This window comes from Cylindrospermopsis sp. CR12 (assembly GCF_001432185.1).
GTDB classification, from domain to species: Bacteria; Cyanobacteriota; Cyanobacteriia; order Cyanobacteriales; family Nostocaceae; genus Raphidiopsis; species Raphidiopsis raciborskii.
The window spans coordinates 1-3,009 of the sequence record NZ_LMVE01000053.1; the positions used below are offsets into that span (position 1 = coordinate 1).

The 3,009-nt window shown below is 38.9% G+C and carries 3 protein-coding genes; all 3 read left to right on the forward strand.

The annotated features are described in order from the left end of the window. A partial coding sequence (locus ASL19_RS07585) for a WYL domain-containing protein (protein WP_152980407.1) occupies nucleotides 1-208 on the forward strand: 208 nt, incomplete at its 5' end. 327 nt (nucleotides 209-535) lie between these two features. Continuing rightward, nucleotides 536-1,540, forward strand: coding sequence for a hypothetical protein (locus ASL19_RS07590; RefSeq protein WP_057177874.1), 1,005 nt, complete (start codon nucleotides 536-538; stop codon nucleotides 1,538-1,540). 213 nt (nucleotides 1,541-1,753) lie between these two features. Further along, nucleotides 1,754-1,921 (forward strand): hypothetical protein, encoded by a 168-nt coding sequence (locus ASL19_RS17840; RefSeq protein ID WP_161808585.1) that lies wholly within the window; start codon nucleotides 1,754-1,756, stop codon nucleotides 1,919-1,921. Nucleotides 1,922-3,009: the final 1,088 nt, after the last annotated feature.

Consider the following 3,009-nt stretch of genomic DNA (forward strand, 5'->3'; position numbering starts at 1 on the left):
AGGGGAGACGATATTTGTTTTATCACTAACAGAAGATTCTAAGTATCCTTATTGTTGCCAACTAACTTTACCATGTTGGAGTATTGAGGATATAGACCTCAGACGTTGGATTATTGGTTTTGGAGATAAAGTTAAGGTTGTACAACCATTGGAGATTCAGGAACAAATTAAGTTAATGGCGGATGGGATTAGTAAGCTATATCAGTAGTTTTGGCAGTTGTAAAAGTTTAGATTTGATAGCGATCGCACTTCCGACTAACCATCCCAATTTTTTATGTCTTGGTGAGTTATCGCATTTGTAAGGACAAAAATACTAACTTTGAAACTAACACTAAGTTTTATGTGAGTAGCTAACTTGCTTGCTTACTCTAAATTGAATTTTGTCGTTTATCATGTAAACTATTAAAGATGGTTTGAAATGCTAAGCTCTATCAATTAATCTTAGTTCTAAAAACTAAATATCTTTGATAAAAACATAGTCACTATAGATTAAATTCAGATAATAGGCACAAATTTCAGCTTTTTTAACCAATTCATGAATCAATATCCAGTTATTCTGATTCCGGAAAGAATCCAGGAGCTAAAGTTAGCTCTACCACCAGTACCACCAGCACCAATAGAACCTATAAGACCAGGAAATCCACCAGTAAGACCTCAAGAACCCAGACCTGCACCTCGAAGTAACATGTCAATACAAATTTTTCTTATTGTAGCTACTCTTTTATCTGCTTTATTTATTTATTTAACTTCTCAATCATGGTGGTTACTTTTTATTCCAATACTATTTTTTATATCATATCAGACTTGTTTCTATTATCTCAGACAAGAGTACAAGCGTAATCTTGAAAGCTATGGAAGACAACTCCAGATATACAACAAAAGAATGCAGTTACATAGACAAAATATTAATTTTTATCCATTAAGACTTGAACAGTATAGACGTGAACAACAGCTGTATGAAGAGACAGTTCAAGTGGCTAGAACTCCTGAGAGAATAGCAGACTACTACTTTAATTGTCTATTACAATTATTAAGGGAAACAAAATCACATGATGGTGATAATAGTGATGCCCGTATCGGTAAAAGAGAAAGAGAATTTGGTAAGCACCTAATACATTACTTTCCTGGCAAAATTCATACGCAACTGAAAGTTCAAAATCCAAGATGGCAAGGCTTTCCTTATACCCCTGATTTTGCATATATTGACCTCGATATACAAATGTATATTGATATTGAGTTAGATGAACCTTATGCAGTCGATGGTACTCCAATTCATTTCATTGGATTACGAACAGAATTGGATAGAAATAATCATTTTGTTAATGAGCGTGGGTGGATTGTTATTCGTTTTGCTGAGGAGCAAGTCGCCAGATATCCTCATAGCTGTTGTAAGAAAGTTGCTACTGTAATTAGTGAGATAACTAATAATTACTCAATTCTTAATCATTTTGTTAATGTTCCTGATTTACAGTTTGTGTCGCGATGGACTGAGAAGGAGTCTAAACAAATGTATTTACAAAACTTTAGGGATGCTTACTGATATTCTTAATTGCAGTAGGTAATCCTCATCTATCCTCCCCATTTTTCTCAAGGGAAAGTTTTGAATGTGTTGCGGGCGATCGCACCTCCTGTCCATAAAACCCCTCAATCTTCCGAAGGGAAAATTCTAAATGGGGTCATGACCGGTCGCACTGCCCAATCCCTGACTTGCCGAATCTTCTCAAGGGAAAGTTTTGAACACGGTAAAAGGTGATTGCTCCGAATAATCCCTATCCACCAAACCCCTGAACCTTCTCAAGGGAAATTTCTGAATGTGTTACGGGCGATCGCATTCCCTGTCCATTTACCTCCTGAATCTTCTCAAGGGAAAATTCTAAATGGGGTCATGAGCGATCGCACTGCCCAATCCCTGATTTACTGAATCTTCTCAAGGGAACATTTTGAACGTAGTAAAGGACGCTATTGCTTTGGGTAATCTCCATCCATTAAACTGCCCAATCTTCTCAAGGGAAAATTCTGAACGTGATAATGAGTGATCGTAGTGATTAACGTTCATCCATTCACCTCCCCTAATCTTCTCAAGGGAATTTTCTCAACCTGCTAAAGAGCGATCGCATTTGGTTATCCCATAGTCATTAGTCTCCCCAATCTTCTCAAGGGAAATTTCTGAACCCAGTAAAGGGCGATATTGCGCTCGGTAATTCTTGTCCGTTAACCTACTCAATCTTCTCAAGGGAAAACTCTGAGCCTGGTGAAGGGCGATCGCAGTGAGAAAGGTTCATCCATTCAGCTCCCCAACCTTCTCAAGGGAAAGTTTTGAACACGGTAAAAGGTGATTGCTCCGAATAATCCCTATCCACCGAACCCCTGAACCTTCTCAAGGGAAATTTCTGAATGTGTTACGGGCGATCGCACCTCCTATCCATTAACCTCCTTAGTATTCTCAAGGGAAAATTCTAAATGGGGTCATGAGCGATCGCACTGCCCAATCCCTGATTTACTGAATCTTCTCAAGGGAACATTTTGAACCTAGTAAAGGACGCTATTGCTTTGGGTAATCTCCATCCATTAAACTGCCCAATCTTCTCAAGGGAAAATTCTGAACGTGATAATGAGTGATCGTAGTGATTAACGTTCATCCATTCACCTCCCCTAATCTTCTCAAGGGAATTTTCTCAACCTGCTAAAGAGCGATCGCACTTGGTTATCCCGTAGTCATTAGTCTCCCCAATCTTCTCAAGGGAAAACCCTGAGCAAGGTAAAGGATGCTATTGCGCTCGGTAATTCCTGTCCATTAACCTACTCAATCTTCTCAAGGGAAATTTCTGAACCTGGTAAAGGGCGATCGCACTTGGTTATCTCATTCATTAGTCTCCCCAATCTTCTCAAGGGAAAATTCTGAGCAAGGTAAAAGGTGATTGCTCCGAATAATCCCTATCCACCAAACCCCTGAACCTTCTCAAGGGAAATTTCTGAATGTGTTATGGGCGATCGCATTCCCTGTCCATT

Bases quoted from the DNA above. Each gene is read 5' to 3' on its own strand.
- ASL19_RS07590 (WP_057177874.1), top strand. From the start codon at position 536: ATGAATCAATATCCAGTTATTCTGATTCCGGAAAGAATCCAGGAGCTA.